General features: G+C 68.6%; 3 protein-coding genes and 5 tRNA genes. 7 read left to right on the forward strand and 1 reads right to left on the reverse strand.

Annotated features, from left to right (window positions below):
• From O3X23_RS43755 to O3X23_RS43780, 6 genes are all read left to right on the forward strand, one after another.
• Nucleotides 1-628 (forward strand): HAD family hydrolase (locus tag O3X23_RS43755; protein ID WP_269280959.1); only part of this gene is annotated, 628 nt, incomplete at its 5' end.
• Nucleotides 629-716: 88 nt separating this feature from the next.
• Nucleotides 717-788: transfer RNA gene (locus tag O3X23_RS43760), tRNA-Gln, on the forward strand.
• A gap of 21 nt (nt 789-809) precedes the next feature.
• A tRNA-Glu gene (locus tag O3X23_RS43765) sits at nt 810-882 on the forward strand.
• Between the two features lie 61 nt (nt 883-943).
• A tRNA-Glu gene (locus O3X23_RS43770) sits at nt 944-1,016 on the forward strand.
• Nucleotides 1,017-1,028: 12 nt separating this feature from the next.
• Nucleotides 1,029-1,100 (forward strand) — tRNA-Gln (locus O3X23_RS43775).
• Nucleotides 1,101-1,128: 28 nt separating this feature from the next.
• Nucleotides 1,129-1,201: transfer RNA gene (locus O3X23_RS43780), tRNA-Glu, on the forward strand.
• A 50-nt stretch (nt 1,202-1,251) separates the two neighbouring features.
• Here the strand turns inward: O3X23_RS43780 and O3X23_RS43785 are convergent.
• Nucleotides 1,252-1,902 carry a MerR family transcriptional regulator gene (locus tag O3X23_RS43785; RefSeq protein WP_269280966.1) on the reverse strand — a complete coding sequence of 217 codons (651 nt, stop codon included), beginning with the start codon at nt 1,900-1,902 and terminating at the stop codon, nt 1,252-1,254.
• A gap of 84 nt (nt 1,903-1,986) precedes the next feature.
• Between O3X23_RS43785 and O3X23_RS43790 the strand changes: the two genes are divergently transcribed.
• Nucleotides 1,987-2,478, forward strand: a complete 492-nt coding sequence (locus O3X23_RS43790; RefSeq protein ID WP_269280963.1) for a DUF4188 domain-containing protein — start codon at nt 1,987-1,989, stop codon at nt 2,476-2,478.
• The last annotated feature ends 60 nt before the right edge of the window (nt 2,479-2,538 follow it).

Consider the following 2,538-nt stretch of genomic DNA (forward strand, 5'->3'; position numbering starts at 1 on the left):
CGGCGGATCCGAATCCGCCGGCCAGGCCCTCGGCCGTTGGCAGTTGATCACCGCGCGCCACTGGCAGCGTTTCGCGGACGGAGCCGTCGACTACGAGGGCCAGCGCCGCGACCGGGTCCGCGAGTTCCTGGGTGAGCCGCTGAGCGACGCGGAGGCGTCCGCGTGGTTCGCCCGCTACATCACCCACTACGAGGCCTCCTGGGCCCTGTTCCCGGACGCCACGCCCGCCGTGATGGCGCTGGCGCCCGGCTACCGGCAGGGGATCCTGTCCAACTCCAGCAGCGTCCACCAGGAGCGCAAACTGCGCGTGCTGGGGCTGCGGGACCATTTCGAGGTGCTGCTCTGCGCGGCGGAGCTGGGGGTGAGCAAGCCCGCCGCCGGGGCGTTCCTGGCGGGCTGCGAGGCCCTGGGCCTGCCGCCTGGTGAGGTGGCGTACATCGGTGACCAGCCCGAGATCGACGCTCGCGGGGCGGACGAGGCGGGCCTCTTCGGGATCTGGCTGGACCGTAGGGGGACCGCCGCGGGCACCGATGTCCCCCCGGACCTGCGGCGGATCATCGGACTGGCGGAGCTCCCCGCGCTGCTGGCCGCGAATACCGGTTTTGGAGCCCCGTCCCCCATCGGGTAATGTTCTTCCTGCGCCGCCCAATCGGGCCGAAAGGCCAGGCCGGAAGCGCAACATCAAACAAACCCCCGGACCGGGGGTTGTGTTTTGGTGGGGTATGGTGTAATTGGCAACACGAGGGTTTCTGGTTCCCTTATTCTAGGTTCGAGTCCTGGTACCCCAGCGCAGTACAAAGCAAGTGCGAGCCCCCGTTGTGTAGCGGCCTAGCACGCTGCCCTCTCACGGCAGTAGCGCCGGTTCGAATCCGGTCGGGGGTACAGATCCTTCTCTCCGTCGCCTTCAGGTCGCACCTGGCCGTGACGATGCAGGATCGCTAGGGCCCCCGTTGTGTAGCGGCCTAGCACGCTGCCCTCTCACGGCAGTAGCGCCGGTTCGAATCCGGTCGGGGGTACTTGACACACCATGGGGTATGGTGTAATTGGCAGCACGAGGGTTTCTGGTTCCCTTAGTCTAGGTTCGAGTCCTGGTACCCCAGCGCAGTAACGTATGTGAAGCAAGTGCGAGCCCCCGTTGTGTAGCGGCCTAGCACGTTGCCCTCTCACGGCAGTAGCGCCGGTTCGAATCCGGTCGGGGGTACGTAGAGAAGAGGCCCTCCGCTCCGGCGGAGGGCCTCTTCTGCTGTCTCCTCAACCCTCCGTACCGAAGCGGTGCTTGGACTCCTCGGCCTGCGCCAGCCGGCGCAGGCTCAGCAGCACCGGCTCGTAGAGCACGGTGAGCGCCACCGCCGCCTCGACCTGTTCGAGGGGGGTGCTGCTGAACTGCTCGACGAGATCCAGGTCGGTGACGGCCAGTTGGGCCGCGGCCCGCGCGTACGGCGCCAAGTCGTCGGCCTCGCAGGGGTATCCGAGCCGGACCAGCGCGGCCACCGCCACCACCAGCGTTCCCCAGGCGGGGGAGTCGTCGCCGGCCTCCAGGCTCTTGCACCAGCCGAGGTGCCGCATCAGCAGCTCCACTTCGCGTCGGGCCACCGCGGTCGCCGGATCGTCCTCCACCGGCTTCGGGCCCTGGGGCAGCGCCCAGACGGCGGCACCCAGGCGCACGTTCTGGTCCAGAGACTCGTCCTCGACCGCGGCCAGCACCTGGCGCGCGGTGGCCACCGGCATCTTCCCGACCTGGATCAGGGCACGCACGAGCCGCAGCCGGCGCAGATGATCGTCGCCGTACTCCGCCTGGGTGGCGGTGATCCGGCGGCCGGCGGGCAGCAGTTGCTCGCGCAGGTAGTACTTGATCGTGGCTGCCGGGAGTCCGCTGCGATCGCTCAGTTCCGCGAGCTTCATCCTCTTGCGCCTTTCATTGGAGAGTGTCACTATCCAATCATGGATAGTGCGGCTATCCAATGTATCCACAACGGGGGAGCCACCATGGGCGCCGAGCTGATCGAAGGCCGTACGACCGCCGCGGCGGAGGGCGAAGTGATCGTCTTCGTCGTCGGGATGCGGATCAACAACTTCTGGGCCCTGCGCAGCTGGTGGCCGGTGTTCAGGGCGATGCCGCGCATGCTCAAGGAGCTGTCGAAGGAGGAGGGGAGCGGGCTGCTGGGCTTCCGGCTCCGGCCGGGGATGCCCCGGGTCTTCGAGGTGATCCAGTACTGGGAGTCGCACGAGAAGCTGATCGCCTACGCCTCGGCGCAGAACAACGAGCACCGCCCGGCGTGGACGGACTTCAACCGGCGGGCGCGGGCGGGGAAGAGCCACGTCGGCATCTTCCACGAGACCTACGTCGTGCCCGCGGGCGGCTACGAGACGATCTACGTCAACATGCCGGCGTACGGCCTGGGCGAGGCCGCCGGGGTCGTTCCGGTCGGCCGCCGCGGCGAACGGGCCAAGGACCGGCTGGCGTACCGGGCGGGCTGACGCGCGGGGAGAAAAGTGTGGCGCGCCGGTGCCGGGGGCTGTGGACGGAGCCTCCGGCAC

It is taken from the genome of Streptomyces sp. H39-S7, assembly GCF_027158205.1.
Classification (GTDB): Bacteria; Actinomycetota; Actinomycetes; order Streptomycetales; family Streptomycetaceae; genus Actinacidiphila.

What these genes read in the sequence shown, in the direction of transcription:
- O3X23_RS43790 (WP_269280963.1), top strand. Translation starts at nt 1,987, where the DNA reads ATGGGCGCCGAGCTGATCGAAGGCCGTACGACCGCCGCGGCGGAGGGC.
- O3X23_RS43785 (WP_269280966.1), bottom strand. Translation starts at nt 1,902, where the DNA reads ATGAAGCTCGCGGAACTGAGCGATCGCAGCGGACTCCCGGCAGCCACG.